The sequence below is a fragment of the Paraburkholderia sp. BL10I2N1 genome (genome assembly GCF_004361815.1).
Classification (GTDB): domain Bacteria; phylum Pseudomonadota; class Gammaproteobacteria; order Burkholderiales; family Burkholderiaceae; genus Paraburkholderia.
The window spans coordinates 928,096-949,727 of record NZ_SNWA01000001.1 but is presented as its reverse complement, the minus strand read 5'-3'; the positions used below and the strand labels follow the sequence as shown (position 1 = coordinate 949,727).

Here is a 21,632-nt window from a genome sequence, read left to right as displayed (position 1 = left end):
CGTAGACTAAATTGATGGGGATGCCGCTGGCAGTGGCCGCGGCAGACATGGTTAGGAGCATGATCGCCTGATGCAAAGCGTGCCCGGTGCCTTATCGGCCCACAACGACCACACGTACTTTGCGAACCCTTCAGTGGGATGGGCAAACTTCCCCCCGGAAAAAGTCGCTGGCTCAACCGCCAACGGCTCGATCAAGCGATTGCCGGCGTTGAAATCCAACGCCGACTGGATCTGGCGCGCGGTGCCTCGTGGCACGGCGCGCCTTACCGTATTCATTAGCGTAAGCACGCAGCATCTGCGTACGCCGATGAATAGCCCGCTTCGCAGCGCGCGCCGTGAGAAGCGTCAGCGGGAAGCGGGTTTTGACGAAGGGTGTTGTTTGAACTGACTCTCATCTGAACCTGAAGGAGAAAATGATGGCAATGGCAAAGAAAGCTGCGAAGAAAGCGGCTGTGAAGAAGGTTGCAGCCAAGAAAGCTGCTCCGGCGAAGAAGGCTGCACCGGCCAAGAAGGTCGCCGTGAAGAAGGTTGCTGCCAAGAAAGTGGCAGTGAAGAAGGTCGCAGCGAAGAAGGCTGCGCCGGCGAAGAAGGTTGCAGCGAAGAAGGTCGCTGCCAAGAAAGTCGCTGTGAAGAAGGTTGCAGCGAAGAAGGCAGCACCGGCCAAGAAGGCCGCTGCAAAGAAAGTCGCAGTGAAGAAGGTTGCTGCAAAGAAGGCCGCGCCGGCTAAGAAGGCTGCAGCGAAGAAGGCAGCACCGGCCAAGAAGGCCGCTGCGAAGAAGGCGCCTGCGAAAAAGGCTGCTGCCAAGAAGGCTGCCCCTGCGAAGAAGGCTGCCGCGAAGAAGGCTGCCCCTGCCAAGAAGGCCGCCCCTGCGAAGAAGGCTGTCGCGAAGAAGGCCGCACCTGCTCCCGCTGCGCCTGCTGCATCGACCGCGCCGGCTGCGACGGTGAAGACTGCGTTGAATCCGGCTGCTGCATGGCCGTTTCCGACTGGCAGCCGTCCGTAATAGCTGAAGCAGTCACTCGGCACTTCGCAATGTGCCCGATGATTGGGTAGAACAGGACCCAATCACCGTCCCGTCACCGGTCTCCGGTGGCGGGATTTTTTTTGTCTGCCGGGTTGGCGTGCGGCGGCGCGTGCGTTTGTCGAGCCGTCGACGATCGCGCGAGGCCACGCGAAGAACTGCATCAACCTCGACGCCTCAGACGGACGAAAAAAAGCGCATGCACAGGGGAGGGCATGCGCGTGAGGTCGCCGCAACGGCAATCCGTGCCGCGGCGGCTCAGGGGAAACGGATCTAGTGCGTGACGCGTGTCACGCCGCCGCTGGAGAGCAGGCGAACGCGATCGCCTGCGCGGAAGATTTCGCCCGTGGCGGTTTGCGTGATGGCACGCATGTCGCCGTTATCGAGTCGCACGGTAATTTCGAGGCCGTCGCGCATGGCTGCGCCGTTTTCTACTGCGTTGCCTGCTACCACACCCGCCAGACCGCCGACGATACCCGTCAGGATCGAGCCACGGCCGCCGCCAATCGCGCTGCCTGCCACCGCCCCCAGCGCACCGCCGCCGATGGCGCCAATGCCGCTCGGCTGGCCGTTATTCGAGCTGATCTTGACCGCCCGTACGCTGTCGACGACAGCCATCCGGACCGTCTCTTCGCGCTGCGCCTGCGACGCCGTGTAGACGTCCGCCGAGCTGCTGTTATACGCGCATCCAGTCATGATCAGCGAACCGCCGAACACCACTTCGACTGCTACGCGACTCATCGCTTTCATTTCCCGTTGCTCCAATTACGGCAGGTCATATCCAAACGCCTGCTTGAATCGTTCGTTGATTTCCGCGCGCGTCGGCGCGTAGTTTTGCGGCCCCTGATGCTCAATCTTGAGCGCGCCCATCAGGCTGGCCAGGCGGCCGGTCGTCGCCCAGCCCAGGCTCTTCTCCAGCCCATAGAGCAGGCCGCCACGGAATGCATCGCCGCAACCGGTCGGGTCGAGCACCTGCTTCGCGGTTACCGCCGGAATTTCTTCGATGCCGCCAGCGTGATGAATCTGCGCACCGTGCTCGCCGCGCGTCACGATCAGCGCATCGACGCGGCTCGCGATTTCCTCAACCGACCAGCCCGTCTTGTTGCTCACGAGCCTGACTTCGTAATCGTTGACCGCTACGTAAGTGGCAAGTTCAATCATGCGGCGCAGCGATGCGCCGTCGAAGAGCGGCAGCCCCTGGCCCGGATCGAAGATGAACGGCACGCCGGCCGCCGCGAGCTGCTCCGAGTGCTGCACCATCCCGTCGTAGCCGTCCGGCGCGACGATGCCGAGCGTGATGTTCTTCGCCTGGTCGGCGCGGTTCAGGTGCGACTCCATCATCGCGCCCGGATGGAACGCGGTGATCTGATTGTTCTCGAGATCGGTCGTGATCATCGCCTGCGCGGAGTACGTGTCCGGCAGAACGCGCACGTGCTCTTTCGACAGGCCGAGGCTGTCGAGCCGGTCGATATAGAGCTGCGCGTCGACGGCGCCGATCGTGGCCATGATGCGCGCGTCGCCGCCGAGCAGATTCAGCGCGTAACCGATGTTGCCGGCGCAGCCGCCGAATTCGCGGCGCATCGTCGGGACGAGAAAGCTCACGTTCAGGATGTGAACCTGCTCAGGCAGGATGTGTTCCCGAAAGCGACCCTCGAAGGTCATGATGTTGTCGTAGGCGAGCGAACCGCAAATGAGGGTGGCCAAGGCGAACGTTCCTGTAAATATCGATGAAAGAAAAGGGCGCGGCGCGTTCAGGTCCGATGCATGGCGCCCGATATGTGAAGCCCGATGCAAAAGCGCCGCGCGGTTGCGCGGCGCGGGCTCACGTGCGACAGGTCTATTTCAGTGCGTTGAGCGCGGCGTCGTAGTTCGGCTCGTTCTTGATTTCGCTGACGAGTTCCGTATGCACGACGTTGTCGTTTTCGTCGATGACGACTACGGCGCGCGCCGTAAGGCCGGTCAGCGGGCCGCTCGTTACGTCGACGCCGTAGGCCTTCGCGAAGTCATGGCCGCGGAACGTCGACGCCGTGACGACGTTCTCGATGCCTTCAGTCGTGCAGAAGCGCGATGCGGCGAACGGCAGATCGCCGGACACGACGATCACTGTCGTGTTCGAGAGATTCGCGGCCGCTTCGTTGAACTTGCGCGTCGACGTGGCGCAGGTCGGTGTGTCGAGGCTCGGGACGATGTTGAGCACCTTGCGCTTGCCGGCGAAATCCGCCAGCGAAACCGGCTTCAGATCCTTGCCAACGAGCGAGAACGCGGGCGCCTTCTGGCCCACGGACGGGAACGTGCCGGCTACTTCGATCGGGTTGCCACCCAGCGTGACTTGACTCATGTTGTGCTCCAAATGTGTCAGGGTTTGACGAGAATCGCGCCCGCTTCAGCCCGGGCGCGCGAGAGGACCGTTACGGATAGAAGATCTGTACGAGGAAATTAGAGGCGACCGCGTCCCCCGTGTCGAGGCGAACGATCATGGTTTGCGTCGTGTGTGGCGGCAGGCCGGCTTCGATCGGCGTGCCGGGTGCGACGTAGTCCTTCGGCTGCAGCACGCGGCGCAGCACGACGTTGTTGTGCGTGTCGAGCAGCGTCAGTTCGACCCCGGGATACGCCAGCGGGACGCCGAAACGGTTACGTAGCGGCATTCTCAGCTCGAGCTGATGCGGGCTGTCCACCTGCCGCAGATCCGACGCACCGAGCTGGAGGCCGTCGAGGTCGCGCGGCGGCGCGATCGTACAGCCCATTTGCGCACAGGCTTGTGCGAACAGCATCTGCGAGCGTGGCCAGTAGACCATGACGGTTTCGCGCTGCCACCACGCGAGCTGGGCAAGCAGCACGACCAGCAGCACGAGCGCCACGAGCGCCCCGAGGATACGCCAGCCAAGCCGGCGCGGTTCGGCCGCGCGCTCTTCGCGTACGACGGCAAACGGCTCCGCGCCGCTATCCGGTGTCATGGCGGCGAACGGTTCGGGGGCGGGCCTGCCGAAATGCGGTTCGCTGTCAGGGGAGACCTGGCCTTGGGCCGGAATGTCCGCCGCGGGCGAAACTGCGAAAACCGGTTCGATATGCGGCCCGGGAAGCGGTTCGGCTGCGACCGGCCCTTCTGCGACCGGTTCAACCGTGGGCCAGGCTGGCGCCTGCCGCCCGTTGATCTCATGACCGTGTGTCCGGTCGTGCGCGCGTTCGCCCGAGGCTTCGTGCACGGGTTCGTCAACGATCGGGACGTCGTGTTCCTGTGAGTGATCCGCTCCGTTTTCGCTGTTGCGATGCCGTGCTTCGCGCTCCAGTGCCTGCTTCAGCACCGCTGTCGCAGATTCCGACAGTGGACGGTAAGGGAGATTCTTCGCCGAGTGTTTGAGCCGCTCGTCGATGACGGCGTCCGGTACGGGTGCCCAGGGGTTCCAGGCGTCGGACTTGAAGTTGGGTCGGCCTGCTGGGCTCTGGTGCGTTTCTTCGTCCGACGTTTGCGGCGCAGTGCTCGCCGCCGGGCCGTGCGGCTCGATTTCGTCCGCAGCCGGCCCGGCATCCTTCGTAACGTGCGACTCGTTCGTGGGAAGCGCAGCCGCTTCGCCCGGTTTTTCACCGGACGTCAGCGTCGATATGGCCTCAGGTATGACCGGCTTCGCCGTCGAGAAATCGCCGTTGGGGTCGACTTCGAACAGACTGGTCGAGGCGTCGAAGACTTCCTGGCAATATCCACAACGCACAAGGCCACGCCGCGACGCAAGATGGGCCGGGTGAAGTCGGAAAACCGTTTCGCAAAAAGGGCAGCGAGTTGCCAGGAGCATATTGAGCCGGGACGCCAAAAGGCTGTTGAATGGACAATACAGCCTATTCTAATGGCTTTCGCGTCTGGTCCCCCCGAGGCAGACCCAACCTTCGTGTTCGCGCCAGACCGAGATGTCGATCCACCGCTCGTAGACGCGTGCCACTTCTTCCGCCTGCCGCGCGAGAATGCCCGACAGGGCGATCCGGCCGCCAGGTTTTACCTTCGACGACAGCATCGAAGCCATCAGCTTCAGCGGATTCGACAGAATATTCGCAACGACGATATCGAACTCGCCGTCCGGGCACTCATCGGGCAGGCCGTAGGTGACTTCCGCGCGGTTGCGCTCGCTGTTGTGACGAGCCGATTCAACCGCCTGCGGGTCGATGTCGATGCCGATCACCGGGTTCGCGCCGCACTTCTTCGCGAGAATTGCAAGTATGCCGGAGCCGCAACCGTAATCGAGCACCGATTGATTGGGCTTCACGTTCTGCTCGAGCCATTCCATGCAGAGACGCGTCGTCGGATGGCTGCCGGTGCCGAAAGCGAGACCCGGATCGAGTTCGAGAACGAGGGCGTCCGGATCCGGCGCATCGTGCCACGAGGGTACGACCCAGATCCGCTGACCAATCGAGATCGGATCGAACTGCGACTGCGTCAGCCGCACCCAGTCCTGCTCCTCGACTTCGCGCACGGCGAACGTGGGCGTCGACGCAAGGCCGAGCTGGTTGGCCGCGGCGGCGAGCAGCACCGCCGGGTCATGCTCCGTTGCGAGCAACGCTATCACGCGTGAGCGCTCCCACGCGGTGCGCTCAGGTATAAGACCGGGCTCGCCGAAGAGCGGCTGCTCGTCGGGCGTGTCGGCATCGGCGTCTTCCACCGACACGGACAGCGCGCCCAGATCGAGCAGCGCGTCGGAAAGGTCCTCCGCGTGCGCGCGGTCCAGCTCGACGATGAGTTCCCGGTAGCTCATTCCTTACGCCTCTTCCGGTGCGGCCTGCAGCTTCGCGGCCAGCCGGTTTTCGAGGTAGTGAATGCTCGTGCCGCCCTCGACGAACTTCGCGTCGAGCATCAGTTCGCGATGCAGCGGGATGTTGGTCTGGATGCCTTCGACCACCATTTCCGACAGCGCGATGCGCATCCGTTTGATAGCCTGCTCGCGCGTTGCGCCGTAGGCGATCAGCTTGCCGATCATTGAATCATAGTTCGGCGGCACGAAATAGCCGTTATACACGTGCGAATCGACACGGATGCCCGGGCCGCCCGGCATATGCCATGACGTGAGACGCCCCGGCGACGGGATGAACTTGAACGGATCTTCAGCGTTGATCCGGCATTCGATCGCGTGACCCTTGAAGACGATGTCGCGCTGACGGAACGCGAGCTTTTCGCCGGCCGCGATGCGGATCTGCTCCTGCACGATGTCGACGCCGGTAATCAGCTCGGTCACCGGATGCTCGACCTGCACGCGCGTGTTCATTTCGATGAAGTAGAACTCGCCGTTTTCGTACAGGAATTCGAACGTGCCCGCGCCGAGGTAGCCCATCTTCTTGCAGGCCTCCGCACAGCGGTCGCCAATGCGCTCGATCAGGCGGCGCGCGATGCCCGGCGCCGGCGCTTCTTCAATCACCTTCTGGTGACGGCGCTGCATCGAGCAGTCACGTTCACCGAGCCAGACCGCGTTCTTGAACGAATCGGCCAGCACCTGGATCTCGATGTGCCGCGGGTTCTCGAGGAATTTCTCCATGTAGACCTGCGGATTGCCGAACGCCCGGCCGGCTTCTTCGCGCGTCATGTTGACCGCGTTGACGAGCGCCGCTTCGGTGTGGACGACGCGCATGCCGCGCCCGCCGCCGCCGCCGGCCGCCTTGATGATCACCGGATAGCCGACCGCGCGGGCGATCTTGACGATTTCCTTCGGATCTTCCGGCAATGCGCCTTCCGAGCCCGGGACGCACGGCACGCCCGTCTTGATCATTGTCTGCTTGGCCGAGACCTTGTCGCCCATCAGGCGGATGGTCTCCGGACGCGGGCCGATGAACACGAAGCCCGACTGTTCGACGCGCTCGGCAAAATCGGCGTTTTCAGACAGGAAGCCGTAGCCGGGGTGAATCGCTTCGGCGTCGGTGACTTCGGCCGCGCTGATCAGCGCCGGCATGTTCAGATAGCTCAGGTTCGAAGGCGCCGGGCCGATACAGACGGCCTCGTCGGCGAGCTTCACGTACTTGGCTTCCTTGTCGGCTTCAGAATAGACGACGACCGTCTTGACGCCGAGTTCGCGGCACGCGCGCTGGATACGGAGCGCGATTTCGCCGCGATTGGCAATGAGGATTTTTTCAAACATAGCGGATTTTCGACTCATCAATGGGCGCCGCGGCGCGGGGGTGACCACGACGCAGCGGCTGCCTCAGAGGATCGGTGGCGCACGCCGGGACGGGCACACGCGGGCGGCGGAAAAAAGACGCGCCGGTTAGCCGACCACGAAGAGCGGCTGACCGTACTCGACCGCCTGACCGTTTTCGACGAGGATTTCCTTGACCACGCCCGACATGTCGGATTCGATCTCGTTCAGGAGCTTCATCGCTTCGATGATGCAGATGGTCTGGCCTTCCTTGACCGTGTCGCCCACCTGGACGAACGGATCGGCGCCCGGCGATGGCGCGCGATAGAACGTGCCGACCATCGGCGAGGTCACGACGTGGCCCTGCGGTGCGGCTGGAGCCGGCGTGGCGGGCGCGCTGGCGGCGGGCGCTTCGAGCGCGCCGCCCGGCGCCGGAACCGGACCGGAGTACTGCGGTGCATACGGGGTGGACGGCTGCACGTAAACCGGCGGCGCATTCTTGACGATGCGGACCTTGCCCTCGCCTTCGGTGACTTCGAGTTCCGAAATGCCGGACTCGGAGACGAGGTCGATCAGAGTTTTCAGTTTACGTAGATCCATTGGGCATCCCCTTTCAATGCGTGAAGTGCCGGCGGTCGACGCCGACCGGCTCTGAATTAGTGTGTTGGTGTCAGCCGCGCGCCGAGCCGGCGGAAAGCCGGTCAAGTGCGAATTCGAGTGCGTACAGATATCCCTTCCAGCCAAGACCGCAAATCACGCCCTCAGCCTGGTCGGAGAAATACGAATGATGCCGGAACGGTTCGCGACGATGCACGTTCGAGAGATGAATCTCGACGAACGGGATGTCGACCCCCGCAAGTGCGTCCCGAATCGCCACGCTGGTGTGCGTGTACGCGGCGGGATTGATCAGGATGAAATCGGTTTTTTCGATCCGTGCGGACTGGATGCGATCGACCAGCGCTCCCTCATGGTTGCTCTGGAATGACGCAATTTCGGCGCCGGCGTCTGCTGCGCGATCGGCCAGTGCCTGATCGATCTGCGGCAGGGTCACGCGGCCATAGACCTCGGGTTCCCGGGTGCCGAGAAGATTGAGGTTGGGGCCGTGCAGAACCAGCAGTCGCGTCATGGTCGATTCTTTTTCCGTGGAATTGCGCGAACTTTAGCGCTGATTAGAGAAACTTGTCTAGTTTCCCGGTCGTACACGGAGATCCGCCGCATCGCATGCGCCAGATCGATATCACGATAATCGGGTAAGTTCGCTCAATCTACCCCGAAAAAAAGCCGTTCGGCGAACAAGTTGCATTCTTCCAGGATATTTCGCTCAAAGCGCGTCGAGCGTACGCTTCAGCTCGGCTGGCTGGATTTGTCCTAATTTTGTCGAAAGAACGGTGCCTTTTGCGTCAATAACGACCGTATAGGGTAGGCCGCCTGCCGTGTTGCCGAAAGCACGTGCGATATCCGCACCGCCGAAACCGGCGACGTAGACCGGGTAGTCGACCTTCACTTTCTGAAGGAACGCCTTGATGTTTTTATCTGAGTCGACGCCGAGCCCGACAAACTCGATGCCCTTCTTTGCGTACTCGCGATGAAGCTGCGAGAGCGCTGGCATTTCCTCGACGCACGGTCCGCACCACGAAGCCCAGAAATTGATCACGACCGGATGGTCCTTGAACATCTCGAGCGATTGCGGCTTGCCGTCAGGGTTGGTCACCGCGGCCGTCCACAACCGGGCTACCGCGTCACGCTCCGCAGGTGTGGCGGCATGCGCCGTTTCGGCGTCGTTGTCGTGCATGAGCCAGTGGCCTGCTGTTGCGCCGCCCGCTGCGGCGATGATGGCTACCGTCAGGCCTGCCAGAATCCGCTTCATCGTTCTCTGTCTGCTTACTAACTGGTTGAAGAGGTCGCGCCGCTGTCGTCGAGCAGCGTCTGGACCGCCTGCGCGTTCGCGCGTGCGAGGCGGCCGCGCGCATCGGCGCGCACGGCGCCGCGCAGATCGTCGGTATCGTATAGCGCGATGTGTACGCCAACCGGGTCCGCGTCGCGACCTTCGCGCTCCGGCCGCCACATGAAACTCAGGGTCTCGACGTAACCGCGCCCAGCAAAATGGCGCGTCTCGGAGACGTCATACGGGATGTTCGCATTCAGCAGATAAATCGCGACTTCCTTCGGGTTGTCGCAGAATGCCTGCAGATGCACGTCGGAATGTTCGCCTGCCGTGCCGCCCAGCACGGCGCCTGTCAGATAAGGATTGAACGGAGCGAGGCGCTGCATCCAGTCGAGCGCCACTTCGCGCAGACGGCGCAGTACGTGCGGCTGGCTGTCACCCTGGAACAGCACCTGATACTCGCGGATTTCCTCTTCTATCTGATCGTTATCGGGCAGCCATTCGCCAGCGACGCGCGTTTCCCCGACGACCTGGCGTGCAGCCTTGCGCTTGGCCGTTGAGTAGTCCAACCCGTCTTCGGCGATCATCCTCGCAGCCGCGATCGCGATTTCCTCGCGCACGCGCTGCGGATCGAAATGTGATTTGCGAACCATCCGTCAATCATACTAGAGATTGCCTGGCGGCCTTTTTCGGGGGCTGCGGTACGCCGGCGCGCGGGCCTGCAAAGGGCGTCGGTTACAATACCGTCCTTTGCAGACGGTCGCGCAGACCCGTCCTGCGCAATCCTTCCCACGCAAAAAATACGCCCGCGCGGCACGACAGGCTTATGCACATCCACATCCTCGGCATCTGCGGCACCTTCATGGGCGGCCTCGCCGCGCTCGCGCGCACCGCGGGCCACAAGGTGACCGGCTGCGACGCCGGCGTTTATCCGCCGATGAGCACACAGCTCGAGGCGCTCGGCATCGAGCTTATTGAGGGTTACGGCAAGGAGCAGATCGATCTGAAGCCTGATCTGTTCGTCATCGGCAACGTCGTGTCGCGCGGCAATCCCCTGATGGAAGCGATCCTCGATCGCGGCCTGCCGTACACGTCCGGTCCCCAATGGCTCGGCGAGCACGTGCTAAACGGCAAATGGGTGCTTGCGGTGGCCGGTACGCACGGCAAGACCACGACGACGTCGATGCTGACCTGGCTTCTCGAGGACGCCGGCATGAACCCCGGCTTTCTGATCGGTGGCGTGCCGCTGAATTTCGGCGTGTCGGCGCGGCTCACCGATTCGAGCTTCTTCGTGATCGAAGCGGACGAATATGACACAGCGTTCTTCGACAAGCGCTCGAAGTTCGTCCACTACCGGCCGCGCACGGCGATCCTGAATAACCTGGAATTCGATCACGCCGACATCTTTCCCGATCTGGCGGCGATCGAAACGCAATTTCATCATCTCGTCCGCACGGTTCCCGGCATTGGCCGGATCATCACCAACGGCCGCGAAAGTGCGCTCGAGCGTGTCCTCGCGCGCGGCTGCTGGAGCGAGGTGGAGCGTTTCGGCGTCGAAGGCGGCTGGCAGGCGTTGCCGGCGGAAGACGGCGTGCCGGTCGACGAGTGTTTTGCCGTGTATCACAACGGCGAACGCACGGGCGTCGTCGAATGGATGGTGCAGGGCGATCACAACCGGATGAATGCGATCGCCGCGATCGCCGCGGCGCGCCACATTGGTGTGCCGCCCGCGCAGGCGGCGCGCTCGCTCGCGACTTTCCGCAACGTGAAGCGCCGGATGGAAGTGCGCGGCAGCGTCGACGGCGTGACCGTCTACGACGATTTCGCGCATCATCCGACCGCCATCGAAACCACGATCGCCGGTCTGCGCACGCGCGTCGGGCGTGAGCGCACGCGGATTCTGGCGGTGCTCGAACCGCGTTCGAACACGATGAAGCTCGGTGTGATGAAGGCGCAACTGCCGGCGAGTCTCGCGGACGCCGATCTCGTTTTTGGCTATGGCGCGCCGACCGGCCGCGATGCGCTCGGCTGGGATCTCGGCGAAGCGCTTGCGCCGCTTGGCGACAAGGCGCAGGCGTTCAGCGATCTGGACGGGCTCGTCAAAGCCGTCGTTGCGCTCGCCCAGCCGGGCGATCAGGTGCTGGTAATGAGCAATGGCGGTTTCGGCGGCGTGCACCAGAAGCTGCTCGATGCGTTGTCGGCACGGCCGGCTGTACGCGAACGAGGCGTCGGGTGATTCTTTATCTGCACGGATTCCGTTCGTCGCCAGGCTCGTTCAAGGCTCGCGTGCTGGCGGCGCGCCTTGCTGAACTGGGGCGCAGCGACGAATGGTGCTGCCCGATGCTCCCGGTGTCGCCGGTCGAGACGGTAGCGCTTGCTGAATCGCTCGCCGCCGGTGCCTCGAAGGTGACCGTGATCGGCAGTTCGCTCGGCGGCTATTTCGCGACGCATCTCGCCGAAAAGCACGGCTGGCCGGCGGTGCTGCTGAATCCGGCAATCGTGCCGCAGCGCGACCTGAGCCAGTACCTCGGCGAGCAGCCGCTGTGGCACGGCGGCGGCAGCATCGTCGTCGAGCCGCATCATCTGGACGAATTGCGTGCGCTCGGAGTTGAGGCGGTCACGCGGCCCGAACGCTATTATCTGATTGCCGCAACCGGCGACGAAGTGCTCGATTACCGCGAAATGCTCGCGCATTATCCGGGCGCACGGACCACACTGATACAAGGCAGCGACCACGCGATCAGCGAGTTTCCGGAATATGTCAACGATGTGCTCGCATTTTGCGATGCGCTGCCGGCAGCCGAAGGCGACATGATTCCTTATTCCGCGGGCGCACGCCAGGCACGCTAACCCGGCTGGGCGGCGGCACGCGGACCACCACCACGAACACGAAGCCGGACGCGCGCCGCGATGCGCGCCGGTTGATGGAAGTCTGAGCGAGAGTATTGAGTGAACGTTTTCTTTGAGGAATCGGGCAGTTTCAAGGCGGGCAGCGTGCTGTCGCGTCAAGGTGACGCCTTTCAGGTCGAATTGCCAGGCGGCCGGCGTGCGAAAGTGCGTGCCAAGGACGTATTGATCGAATTCGAAAAGCCCACCGCCGCCGAACTGATGCAGCAGGCCGACGCCGCCGCGCAGGACATCGATCTGGATTTCCTGTGGGAATGCGCGCCGGACGAGGAGTTTGCCTTCGCTGAACTCGGCAAGGAGTACTTCGGCGACGCGTTCGGCGCTATCGAGCGCGCAGCGCTGGTGCTGTGCATGCATGGCGCGCCAGTGTATTTCCGCCGCAAGGGGCGCGGGCAATATCAGCGCGCGCCGCAGGAGCAGCTGAAGATGGCGCTCGCGGGTCTCGAGCGCAAGCGCCAGCAGGCGCTGGTGCAGGCCGGCTACGAAGATGAACTGAAGGCGGGACGTCTGCCGGAGGCATTTGCCGGCAAGGCGCTCGGCCTCCTGACGAAGCCTGACAAGAACGCGATCGAATACAAGGCGCTCGAAGCGGCCGCTGCGGCGCGCGGCATTTCGATGGCGCGCTTGATGCTTGATTGCGGTGGCATTCCGTCGGCGCGTGCGCTGCACGAAGCGCGCTTTTTGTCCGAATATTTCCCGCACGGCACAGGTTTCCCACCGGTGACGGTCGGCGGATTGCCGGAGGATCTGCCGGAAGCCGAAGTCGAAGCCTTCTCGATCGACGACATCACCACGACTGAAATCGACGATGCCTTCTCTGTCGAGCATCTGTCCGACGGCCGTGTGCGGATCGGCGTGCACATCGCGGCGCCGGCGCTTGGCATCGAGCGCGGCGATGCGGTCGATGCGATCGCGCGCGGGCGTCTGTCCACGGTCTACATGCCCGGCGACAAGATTACGATGCTGCCGGACGACGTGGTCGATGCGTTCACGCTGAAGGAAGGCGGGCTGCGGCCGGCGCTGTCGCTGTATGTGATCGTCAATCGCGAAACCCTGGACATCGTCGCGACCGAGACACGCGCCGAACTCGTGTTCGTGAAGAACAACCTGCGGCACAACACGCTGGACGAGCTCGTCACCGAAGAGGCTCTCACGGCCGGCACCGGCGAGTATCCGCACAAGGACGACATCGCCGTGCTGTGGCCGTTTGCGCAGGCGCTGTTTGAAAAGCGCCAGCAGGCGCGCGCCGGCTACGGTCTGAGGCGCGAAGTGCAGCGCAACACCGATTTCAACTTCTACGTCGAAGGCGAGCATATAACGATCACGCCGCGCCGGCGCGGCTCGCCGCTCGACACGATCGTCGCGGAACTGGCGATTCTCGCGAACTCGTCGTGGGGGGCGTTCCTGCACGACCACGGCGTACCGGGCATCTACCGGTCGCAACGCGCGTTCGGCGCGCCCACCGGGCCGAAGCGCACGCGCATGCAGACTTCCGCCGCACCGCACGAAGGTCTCGGCGTGGCGCAGTACGCGTGGAGCACGTCGCCGCTGCGTCGCTATGTCGACCTCGTGAACCAGTGGCAACTGTTCGCCTGCGTGCAGCACGGTGTGACCGCGAAGCTCGCCGCACCGTTCAAACCGAAGGACGCGGACCTGTACGCAGTCGTGCAGGGTTTCGACGATACCTATAGCGCATACGCCGATCATCAGCGGCGCATGGAGTATTTCTGGTGCTTGCGCTGGATCCGTCAGGAAGGCCGCAAGCAGGTGGTCGCATCGGTGGTGAAGGGCGATCTGGTGCGGCTCGAAGAAGTGCCCTTGCTGCTGCATGTGCCGGGTCTCGGCGTGCACGCACGGGGCACGCGGATCATGCTCGAAGTGATGTCGATCGATGAGCTGACGGTCGAAGCATCCGTGCGGCCGCTGCATGTGCTTGATGCGCCGCAGGTGACGGGCGGCGCCGAAGCCGAAGAAGCGGACGAAGCCGAAGAAGAGCTGATCGACGCCGCCGACGAATCCGCGGAAAGCGAAGCCGAAGCACAGGCCGAAGCCGACGGTGCGAACGGTGAAGGCGAGCAGGACAACGAAAGCGAAGCCGCTGGCGACAGTGCCTCGGCCGACCAGCAAGTGACGGAGCCCGGACGATGAGCGAGTCGAACACGCCACGCGACCGTTATGCGGTCATCGGCAATCCGATAGCGCATAGCAAGTCGCCGCTGATCCATGCGCGGTTCGCCGAGCAAACGGGTGAACCCATTGAATACACCCATCTGCTGGCGCCCGTCGATGCGTTCGTGCCACATGTGCGTGCGTTCATCGAAGCGGGTGGCCGCGGCATGAACGTGACCGTCCCGTTCAAGCTCGAAGCGCACGCGCTGGCCGACACCCTGTCGCCGCGCGCCGCGGCGGCGGGCGCAGTCAACACGCTGCGCTTTGGCGCGGACGGTATCTATGGCGATAACACGGACGGGGTCGGCCTCGTGAGCGACATCGAGCGCAATCTCGGCGTCCCGCTGAAGGGCGCGCGCATTTTGCTGCTCGGTGCCGGCGGCGCGGCGCGCGGCGTCGTGTTGCCGATACTCGAACGCCTGCCGCACACACTGACTATCGTGAACCGTACCCGAACCAAAGCCGAAGAGCTCGTCGCGCAATTTGCCGGGGCGGCGCGCGAGGCTGGCTGTCGTCTGAAAGGTGGTGGCGTACACGCGATCGAACCGGGCGCTTACGACGTGATCGTCAACGCGACGGCCGGCAGTCTCGATGCGTCGCTGCCAGATTGCGACGACCGCGCGTTTGGTGCGGGCACGCTTGCGTACGACATGATGTACGGCGCACAACCTACGGTTTTCATGCGTCACGCGCAGGCATTTGGCGCGCGCCCGGCGGACGGTCTGGGCATGCTGGTCGAGCAGGCGGCGGAATCGTTCTTTGTATGGCGCGGCATGCGTCCGGACGGTGCGCCGGTACTGGCGGCACTGCGCGAGATGATGCGGGTGTCGGCGGCCTGACGATGTGCGTGCCAGAAGTGCAGAGGGCGCGGCGGGCGTGACATACGTGGCAGATGCGGCGCGAGCCGGCCAGAACATTTCAGAATCAGGCGAACCGGGGACTTCGACGATGACACGAACGAGGCACGCGGGCCGGGGCGGCATCCGTTGGGTTGTCTACGTGTTCGCGGTATTTGCGTGCGCGTGGGTGGCGACGCAACTGTTCTACTTCGCGCAGATCGCGATCTGGACGACGGTGAATCCCCAGTCGACCGCGTTTATGCGCTCGGATGCGTGGCGCCTGTCCGAAGACAGGCCGGATCTGTCGGTGCAGCACACGTGGGTGCCGTACGACCAGATCTCGCGCAACCTGAAGCGGGCGATCATTGCGTCCGAGGATGCGAATTTCGTTAGCAACAACGGCTACGAGACCGACGCCATCCTGCAGGCGTGGGAGAAGAACAAGGCGCGCGGAAAGATCGTCCGGGGCGGATCGACGATTACGCAGCAGCTGGCGCGCAACCTGTTTCTGTCGCGGGAGAAGAGCTACATCCGCAAGGGGCAGGAGCTGATCATCACGTGGATGCTCGAAACGCTGATGGACAAGGAACGGATCTTCGAGATTTATCTCAACTCCGTCGAATGGGGCAATGGCGTGTATGGCGCCGAGGCGGCGGCTCATTACTATTTCAGGACTTCGGCCGCGAAGCTTGGCGCGGCGCAGTCCGCGAGGCTTGCTGTGATGTTGCCGAGGCCTAAGTATTTCGACGAGCATCGGGGGTCTGGATATCTTGCCCAGCGGGCCGGGGTGATTGCACGGCGGATGGGGGCGGCTGAATTGCCGCAGTGAAATTTTTTCTCTGGTTTGGTTCTGGTTGTTGCCTTTCCTTGTTTTGCTTCTGGTTTATTGGCGTTGCCCCTGTGCGGGGCGGCACCTACTTTTCTTTGTCCCCCAAGGGGACTTCCTTCGGGGCGTCTTCCAAAGAAAAGTAGGCAAAAGAAAGGCGCTTCGAAAACTCACCTCTTCAGGGTGTGTCGCTGACGGAGATTGGCCACCCATGAAGTGTCGCCCTCGCAGAAATGGCGACATAGGTCCCACACCAGACCGTCCCTCGCACAGTACCGCACTCATCCATCCCACTCCTCACTGCGTGCGTCGCGGACCGCTTCAGTCGCAGTTGTACTGAAGACTGGCGAGTATCGGGACTTCGCCGCGACGGACGACCTGGACGATCAAACAATCAAAAGGTGAACGCTAACCGGCAACTGGCTACCAGCGTTGACAATGATGATGGCCGTTTGCAAGAGGCGGATGCCGCGCGGCAGCGCTTCACACGCCGCTGCCGCGTTGAATTCCACCACGAAGCAACCCGGTCCGCGACGCACGCAGTGCGGAGTGGGATGGATGAGTCCTTTGTCACGGGCGGTACTGTGCGAGGGACGGTCTGGTGTGGGACCTATGTCGCCATTTCTGCGAGGGCGACACTTCATGGGTGGCCATTCTCCGTCAGCGACACACCCTGAAGAGGTGAGTTTTCGAAGCGCCTTTCTTTTGCCTACTTTTCTTTGGAAGACGCCCCGAAGGAAGTCCCCTTGGGGGACAAAGAAAAGTAGGTGCCGCCCCGCACAGGGGCAACGCCAATAAACCAGAAGCAAAACAAGGAAAGGCCAAAAACCCCACCCCAGCCCGCGCAGCAAAAAAATCCCAATATATGAATCCATCACTCACATATTGGAGATTTCAAAAAAACCGCCCTACAATCCAGACCAGCAAAGCCGCAAGGCGAAAAGTACCGCCGGCTGCCCCGCAGCGAGAAAGGGCAGGTACAAGAAAACGAATCGGAGACAAAACCAGCCATGTCCGTCATCGATAGGCGAGAAGAGACGCGCGACGCCGACGCGCTTCCGTCGCATCCGTCGTCGCCCCACACGGCAGCGAGATCGAACGGCTCCGCCGCGCCGCACTCCGGGCAGGCGGCTCAGTGCGACTCCATCGGTTTGCCGAGCACGCTCCTCGACGTCACGCCGCAGCAGGCGGGCACGCAAACGCTACTGCGCGGTCTCGCGATCCTTGAAGCCGCCGCCGCCGGCGTGCGCGACCTGCGTACCTTCGGCGCCGCGCTCGGCACGACCCGCAGCACGACGCATCGCCTGGTCAGCAGCCTCGTCCAGGCGCGCTACCTGCGTCAGGTGCAGGGCGGCTACCTCCTCGGACCCAAGCTGATCGAACTCGGCACCATCGCGCTGGAACAGATGCCGCTCACCGCCGTCGCGCATCCGCATCTCGAAGCGCTCGCCGAGCAGACCCTCGACACGATCCACCTCGGTGTGCGCGATGGCGATGACGTGCTCTATATCGACAAGATTCCCGGCACCCGCGGCCTCGAAATGCGCTCGCGCGTCGGTCACCGGATGCCGCTCGCGTCGACCGGCATCGGCAAGGCGATGATGCTCGACCTCACCCCGGACGCGTGGCGTTCGCTCTTCGAGGCATCGCGGCGCGCGCTCGCGGGCGTCACCTTCAAGCCGGACAACCGTCCCGATTCGCTGACTTTCATGCAGCGCATGACCAACTACTCGACGGGCGGCTATACCTTCGACCTCGAAGAGAACGAAGCGTCGATCCGCTGCGTCGCCGCGCCCGTGCGCGACGCGTCGGGTGCGATAGTCGCGGCGCTATCGGTGGCGAGCACGATTCCCTATATGTCGCTCGAACGCATGGATGAACTGATCCCGGTCGTGCAGCGCGAAGCGCGCGCGATCTCTGAAGAACTCGGCTGGCGTGCGCCGCAACCCGCCACACGCAGGATCAAACGATGACTCAGTCGAGGAGCGCGCCCGTCGTCCGCGCAGGTGGCGCGTCTGCCGCAGACGCTGCCACCGCAATGGACGTCGCAGGCGCGGCGAACACGTCGTCAGGTACGGCAAACGCCCCGCGTGCCGCCGATGTCGCGAACCTCGGGCATGCCGCGCTGATCGCGCTCGACTGGGGCACGACGTCACTGCGTGCGTATCTGTTCAATGCGTCGGGCGAGGTGCTCGCGACGCGCGCATCGGCGGCCGGCATCATGAATCTGCCGCGTCCCGCCGCCGAAGGCGGCTTCGATGTCGCGTTCGAGGCGGTTTGCGGTGTATGGCTCGACCACCGGACGGATCTGCCTGTCATCGCAGCGGGCATGGTCGGCAGTGCGCAAGGCTGGCTCGAAGCGCCGTACGTTGACACGCCAGCCAGTGCCGACGCGCTCGTCGCCGGCATCGTTCGCGTGCAGACCGCGCGCGGCGTTACCCTGCACATCGTGCCGGGCGTGCTCGAACACGGCGAACTGCCAAATGTGATGCGCGGCGAGGAAACGCAGATCTTCGGTGCGCTGAGCGCCCGGCCTGCAGCGCCGGATGACGCCGGCGTACTGATTGGCCTGCCCGGCACGCACGCCAAATGGGCGGTCGCGCGCGATGACCGCATCGAACGCTTTCACACCTTCATGACGGGCGAAGTGTTCGCCGCGCTGCGCGATCACACGATACTTGGCCGCACGATGGTCGCACCGGACCTTCCTGATACCGAAGCCTTTCTCCGGGGTGTGAACGTCGCGCGAACCCGAGGCCGCGCCGGTGTGCTCGCGACGATTTTCAGCACGCGCACGCTCGGCCTGACCGGGCAGCTTCCGGCCGACCAGCAGCCGGACTATCTGTCCGGGCTCTTGATCGGCCATGAACTGGCTGGTCTCGACACCTTACTCACACAGCAGGGAACGACGCTCGCCAGCAAGTCACTGCTGCTCATCGGCAACGACGCGCTGTGCGAACGCTACCGGCTTGCACTGGCGCAGTTCGGCTGCACTCAGGCGGCTCTCGTCCAGCAGGCGACCGAACACGGCCTGTGGCGCATCGCCACCCAGGCGGGTCTGGTCGATCCGCACGCAATGGCCGCCGTGCCCTCAGCAGACAACGCGAAAGCGAACGGGGCCGGCGCGGGCAACACCACGCGCACCGCCGGCTGACGTAGCCCACGACACGCCCAAGGACTCGACATGCAACCTCACATCAATCTGCCCGCACCGTACATGCCGCACGCGAGACTGATCGCGGCGTTCGAGGCGTGCCCGCTGATTGCGATCATGCGCGGCGTCACACCGGCCGACGCCGCCGATCACGGCCGCGCGCTGTACGAAGCGGGCTTCCGGATCGTCGAAGTGCCGCTTAACTCGCCGCAGCCTTTCGACAGCATTGCCGCGATCCGTCAGGCGTTGCCCGCCGATGCGATAGTCGGCGCGGGGACGGTGTTGCACCCGAGCTTCGTCGCCGACGTCAAGGCGGCCGGCGGCGAAGTGATCGTGATGCCGCACAGCGACCCGGAAGTCGTCTGCGCCGCGAAAGCGCAGGGCCTCGCCTGCGCGCCGGGCGTCGCGACGCCAACCGAAGCCTTCATCGCGCTGAAGAACGGCGCGGACGTGCTGAAGATGTTCCCCGCTGAACAGCTCGGCGCACATGTCGTGAAGGCATGGCGCGCGGTAATCGCGGCGGAAGTGCCGCTCGTGCCGGTCGGTGGCGTCACGCCGGACAACATGGGCCCGTTCCTGTCGGCCGGCGCAAACGGCTTCGGCCTCGGATCAGCACTCTACAAGCCGGGCCAGAGCGCAGCGGTCACGGCGTCGCACGCGAAGGCGTTCATCAACGGCCTGCGCATCGCGAAGGCAGGTGCAAGTCGATGAACCGGCTCGCCGACAAGGTCGCGTTGATCACCGGGGCCGGTCGCGGAATCGGTGCGGCGATTGCGCACGCGTTCGCACGGGAAGGCGCGGCGGTCGTGCTGGCGGAACTGGATATCGAAACGGCGCAGCGCACCGCACGCGAGATCGCCGCACGACACGGGCAACACGGCGTGAAAGTGCTGGCGGTAGAGACCGACGTGACGCAGTCCGCGTCGGTACAGCACGCAGTAAGCGAAGCCGAGCGCGCGTTCGGTCCGCTCTCCGTGCTGGTGAACAACGCGGGCATCAACGTGTTCTGCGATCCGCTGACAATGACCGACGACGACTGGCGCCGTTGCTTCGCAGTCGATCTGGACGGCGTCTGGAACGGCTGTCGCGCGGTGTTGCCGGGCATGGTCGAGCGCGGCGCGGGCAGCATCGTGAATATCGCCTCGACGCATGCCTTCAAGATCATTCCGGGCTGCTTTCCGTACCCGGTTGCGAAACACGGCGTGCTGGGTCTCACGCGCGCGCTCGGCATCGAATACGCGCCGCGCAATGTGCGGGTGAATGCGATCGCGCCGGGCTATATCGAAACCCAGCTGACGCGCGACTGGTGGGACGCGCAAGCGGATCCGGCTTCCGCGCAACAGGCGACGCTCGATCTGCAGCCGATGAAACGCATCGGCCGTCCGGAGGAAGTGGCGATGACGGCGGTGTTCCTTGCGTCGGACGAGGCGCCGTTTATCAACGCGAGTTGCATCACGGTCGATGGCGGGCGCTCGGCGCTTTACCACGACTGAGCGGGGCGCAGCTGAGCTGGGAAAACGAAGGACGAACGGATAGTTTCAGTCGGGTGACGCACTGGCCGCGTGCGTCACAGAAAGCCGATAAAAGAAGACGCGGCCACTACCTTCTCGTTATCAACGAATTAGTCAGGAGACACGCATCATGAAACGTAGAATTTTCCTCACGTTGGCAGCAGCGGCGACGGGTGTGCTCTTCAGCGCAACGGCTGCGCAGGCCGCCGACCCGGTCAAAATCGGCTTTCTGGTGAAGCAGCCGGAAGAGCCGTGGTTCCAGGACGAATGGAAGTTTGCCGAGGTCGCTGCAAAAGAGAAGGGTTTCACGCTGGTGAAGATCGGCGCGCCGTCGGGCGAGAAGGTAATGAGCGCAATCGACAACCTCGCGGCACAGAAGGCGCAGGGCTTCGTGATCTGCACGCCGGATGTGAAGCTCGGGCCGGGCATCGTCGCGAAGGCGAAGGCTGACGGCCTGAAGATGATGACGGTCGATGACCGCCTCGTCGACGGTGCGGGCAAGCCGATCGAATCCGTGCCGCACATGGGCATTTCGGCCTACAACATCGGCAAGCAGGTCGGCGATGGCCTCGCGGCTGAAATCAAGAAGCGCGGCTGGGACATGAAGGACGTCGGCGCGATCGATGTCACCTACGAGCAACTGCCGACCGCGCATGATCGCACGACCGGCGCGACCGATGCGCTCGTCGCCGCCGGCTTCCCGAAGGCGAACATCGTCGCGGCGCCGCAGGCGAAGACCGACACGGAAAACGCCTTCAACGCCGCCAACATCGCGCTCACGAAGAACCCGCAGTACAAGCACTGGGTGGCCTACGCGCTGAACGACGAAGGCGTGCTCGGCTCGGTGCGCGCAGCAGAAGGCCGCGGCTTCAAGGCCGACAACATGATCGGCATCGGTATCGGCGGCTCGGAATCGGCCTTGAATGAGTTCAAGAAGCCGAACCCGACGGGCTTCTTCGGTACCGTGATCATCAGCCCGAAGCGCCACGGCGAGGAAACCTCGGATTTGATGTATGCCTGGATTACGCAAGGCAAGGAACCGCCGATGCTCACGCTGACGTCCGGCATGCTGGCCACGCGCGATAACGTCAGCGAAGTGCGCGAAAAGATGGGTCTCGCATCGAAGTAAGTCGAAGCAGGTAACAGGCAGTAGCGGACGGGCGGCCGGATGCGTGACGCATCGGGTCGCCCCTACCGGTATCAGGCGGCATC

General features: G+C 63.7%; 22 protein-coding genes. 12 read left to right on the top strand and 10 right to left on the bottom strand.

Going from position 1 to position 21,632, the window contains the following annotated elements:
• The first annotated feature begins 70 nt into the window (after positions 1-70).
• The gene (locus tag B0G77_RS44090; RefSeq protein WP_133661026.1) at positions 71-388 is read left to right on the top strand and encodes a hypothetical protein; all 318 of its coding nucleotides are present in this window, start codon (positions 71-73) and stop codon (positions 386-388) included.
• Between the two features lie 28 nt (positions 389-416).
• Positions 417-1,004 (top strand): histone H1-like DNA-binding protein, encoded by a 588-nt coding sequence (locus B0G77_RS04425; RefSeq protein WP_133661025.1) that lies wholly within the window; start codon positions 417-419, stop codon positions 1,002-1,004.
• Between the two features lie 291 nt (positions 1,005-1,295).
• Here B0G77_RS04425 and B0G77_RS04420 read toward each other — a convergent pair whose 3' ends face one another.
• The 10 genes from B0G77_RS04420 to B0G77_RS04375 form a co-directional block, all read right to left on the bottom strand.
• Positions 1,296-1,772 (bottom strand): glycine zipper 2TM domain-containing protein, encoded by a 477-nt coding sequence (locus tag B0G77_RS04420; protein WP_133661024.1) that lies wholly within the window; start codon positions 1,770-1,772, stop codon positions 1,296-1,298.
• Between the two features lie 15 nt (positions 1,773-1,787).
• A complete protein-coding gene (locus B0G77_RS04415; protein ID WP_133661023.1) occupies positions 1,788-2,726 on the bottom strand; it encodes a carbohydrate kinase family protein in 939 nt (312 codons plus the stop codon).
• 133 nt (positions 2,727-2,859) lie between these two features.
• On the bottom strand, positions 2,860-3,360 hold the full coding sequence (gene tpx / locus B0G77_RS04410; RefSeq protein ID WP_133661022.1) for a thiol peroxidase: 501 nt from the start codon (positions 3,358-3,360) through the stop codon (positions 2,860-2,862).
• A 70-nt stretch (positions 3,361-3,430) separates the two neighbouring features.
• Positions 3,431-4,810 (bottom strand): zinc-ribbon and DUF3426 domain-containing protein, encoded by a 1,380-nt coding sequence (locus B0G77_RS04405; RefSeq protein WP_133661021.1) that lies wholly within the window; start codon positions 4,808-4,810, stop codon positions 3,431-3,433.
• Between the two features lie 48 nt (positions 4,811-4,858).
• The gene (gene prmA / locus B0G77_RS04400; RefSeq protein WP_133661020.1) at positions 4,859-5,761 is read right to left on the bottom strand and encodes a 50S ribosomal protein L11 methyltransferase; all 903 of its coding nucleotides are present in this window, start codon (positions 5,759-5,761) and stop codon (positions 4,859-4,861) included.
• A gap of 3 nt (positions 5,762-5,764) precedes the next feature.
• On the bottom strand, positions 5,765-7,132 hold the full coding sequence (gene accC, locus B0G77_RS04395; protein ID WP_133661019.1) for an acetyl-CoA carboxylase biotin carboxylase subunit: 1,368 nt from the start codon (positions 7,130-7,132) through the stop codon (positions 5,765-5,767).
• Between the two features lie 126 nt (positions 7,133-7,258).
• Positions 7,259-7,729 carry an acetyl-CoA carboxylase biotin carboxyl carrier protein gene (accB, locus tag B0G77_RS04390; RefSeq protein ID WP_133661018.1) on the bottom strand — a complete coding sequence of 157 codons (471 nt, stop codon included), beginning with the start codon at positions 7,727-7,729 and terminating at the stop codon, positions 7,259-7,261.
• A gap of 70 nt (positions 7,730-7,799) precedes the next feature.
• Positions 7,800-8,255: a type II 3-dehydroquinate dehydratase gene (gene aroQ / locus B0G77_RS04385; protein WP_133661017.1), complete on the bottom strand. Its 456-nt coding sequence runs from the start codon at positions 8,253-8,255 to the stop codon at positions 7,800-7,802.
• Positions 8,256-8,450: 195 nt separating this feature from the next.
• Positions 8,451-8,996, bottom strand: a complete 546-nt coding sequence (locus B0G77_RS04380; protein WP_133661016.1) for a TlpA disulfide reductase family protein — start codon at positions 8,994-8,996, stop codon at positions 8,451-8,453.
• Between the two features lie 17 nt (positions 8,997-9,013).
• On the bottom strand, positions 9,014-9,667 hold the full coding sequence (locus B0G77_RS04375) for a UDP-N-acetylmuramate--alanine ligase (protein ID WP_133661015.1): 654 nt from the start codon (positions 9,665-9,667) through the stop codon (positions 9,014-9,016).
• A 173-nt stretch (positions 9,668-9,840) separates the two neighbouring features.
• Between B0G77_RS04375 and mpl the strand changes: the two genes are divergently transcribed.
• The 10 genes from mpl to B0G77_RS04325 all read left to right on the top strand — a co-directional run bounded on the left by mpl (position 9,841) and on the right by B0G77_RS04325 (position 21,549).
• The gene (mpl, locus tag B0G77_RS04370; protein ID WP_133661014.1) at positions 9,841-11,250 is read left to right on the top strand and encodes a UDP-N-acetylmuramate:L-alanyl-gamma-D-glutamyl-meso-diaminopimelate ligase; all 1,410 of its coding nucleotides are present in this window, start codon (positions 9,841-9,843) and stop codon (positions 11,248-11,250) included.
• Entirely contained in the window at positions 11,247-11,864 is a 618-nt protein-coding gene (locus tag B0G77_RS04365) for a YqiA/YcfP family alpha/beta fold hydrolase (RefSeq protein ID WP_133661013.1), read from the top strand. The genes mpl and B0G77_RS04365 overlap by 4 nt, the downstream gene beginning before the upstream one ends.
• Positions 11,865-11,963: 99 nt before the next feature.
• Positions 11,964-14,069 carry an RNB domain-containing ribonuclease gene (locus B0G77_RS04360; protein WP_133661012.1) on the top strand — a complete coding sequence of 702 codons (2,106 nt, stop codon included), beginning with the start codon at positions 11,964-11,966 and terminating at the stop codon, positions 14,067-14,069.
• Positions 14,066-14,929: a shikimate dehydrogenase gene (gene aroE / locus B0G77_RS04355; protein WP_133661011.1), complete on the top strand. Its 864-nt coding sequence runs from the start codon at positions 14,066-14,068 to the stop codon at positions 14,927-14,929. Before B0G77_RS04360 ends, aroE begins: the two co-directional genes overlap by 4 nt.
• A 109-nt stretch (positions 14,930-15,038) precedes the next feature.
• The gene (gene mtgA / locus B0G77_RS04350; RefSeq protein WP_133661010.1) at positions 15,039-15,758 is read left to right on the top strand and encodes a monofunctional biosynthetic peptidoglycan transglycosylase; all 720 of its coding nucleotides are present in this window, start codon (positions 15,039-15,041) and stop codon (positions 15,756-15,758) included.
• A gap of 1,007 nt (positions 15,759-16,765) precedes the next feature.
• Positions 16,766-17,728 carry an IclR family transcriptional regulator gene (locus tag B0G77_RS04345; RefSeq protein ID WP_243750931.1) on the top strand — a complete coding sequence of 321 codons (963 nt, stop codon included), beginning with the start codon at positions 16,766-16,768 and terminating at the stop codon, positions 17,726-17,728.
• 65 nt (positions 17,729-17,793) lie between these two features.
• A complete protein-coding gene (locus B0G77_RS04340) occupies positions 17,794-18,909 on the top strand; it encodes a 2-dehydro-3-deoxygalactonokinase (RefSeq protein WP_133664036.1) in 1,116 nt (371 codons plus the stop codon).
• Positions 18,910-18,939: 30 nt separating this feature from the next.
• Entirely contained in the window at positions 18,940-19,620 is a 681-nt protein-coding gene (locus B0G77_RS04335) for a 2-dehydro-3-deoxy-6-phosphogalactonate aldolase (RefSeq protein ID WP_133661009.1), read from the top strand.
• Positions 19,617-20,402: an SDR family oxidoreductase gene (locus tag B0G77_RS04330; protein ID WP_133661008.1), complete on the top strand. Its 786-nt coding sequence runs from the start codon at positions 19,617-19,619 to the stop codon at positions 20,400-20,402. Before B0G77_RS04335 ends, B0G77_RS04330 begins: the two co-directional genes overlap by 4 nt.
• Positions 20,403-20,550: 148 nt before the next feature.
• The gene (locus B0G77_RS04325) at positions 20,551-21,549 is read left to right on the top strand and encodes an arabinose ABC transporter substrate-binding protein (RefSeq protein WP_133661007.1); all 999 of its coding nucleotides are present in this window, start codon (positions 20,551-20,553) and stop codon (positions 21,547-21,549) included.
• Positions 21,550-21,632: the final 83 nt, after the last annotated feature.